We start from the raw sequence: 443 nt of genomic DNA, 5'->3' as shown, positions 1-443 counted from the left end.
TAAGGCAGCGGCTGCTCGCGCCGCATACCGGCCAAAGCGGCCACCGACATATCCAGGCTGCGGGCGGTCTGATCGACCGCATGCATCAGCAGCGGGTGCGGGGACAGCTCGGTGAAGACGCGATAGCCCTCTTCCATCGCGGCTTGTACTGCCGCGGCGAAGCGCACCGTCTGGCGCAGGTTGTCCACCCAGTAGTTGGCGTCGCAGTAGGGCTCCTCGCGCGGGTCGAACGACGTCGCCGAGAAGTAGGGCACCTGCGGGGACAGCGGAGTGATATCGGACAGAACCTCATACAGGTCGTCCAGAATCGGGTCGACCTGCGGGGAGTGCGACGCGACGTCGACGGCCACCTCACGGGCCATCACGTCGCGCGCTTCCCATGCCGCCACCAGATCGCGCACCGTCTGGGTGGCCCCGCCGATCACCGTGGACTGCGGCGAGGC

The 443-nt window shown here is 67.7% G+C and carries 1 protein-coding gene; it reads right to left on the bottom strand.

Features of this window, described 5'->3' with window-relative positions:
- On the bottom strand, nt 1-443 hold a 443-nt coding region (locus BST12_RS29520), incomplete at both ends, for an acyltransferase domain-containing protein (RefSeq protein WP_139802104.1).

It is taken from the genome of Mycobacterium angelicum (assembly GCF_002086155.1).
GTDB classification, from domain to species: Bacteria; Actinomycetota; Actinomycetes; order Mycobacteriales; family Mycobacteriaceae; genus Mycobacterium; species Mycobacterium angelicum.
This window is presented reverse-complemented; position numbering and strand designations above follow the sequence as displayed.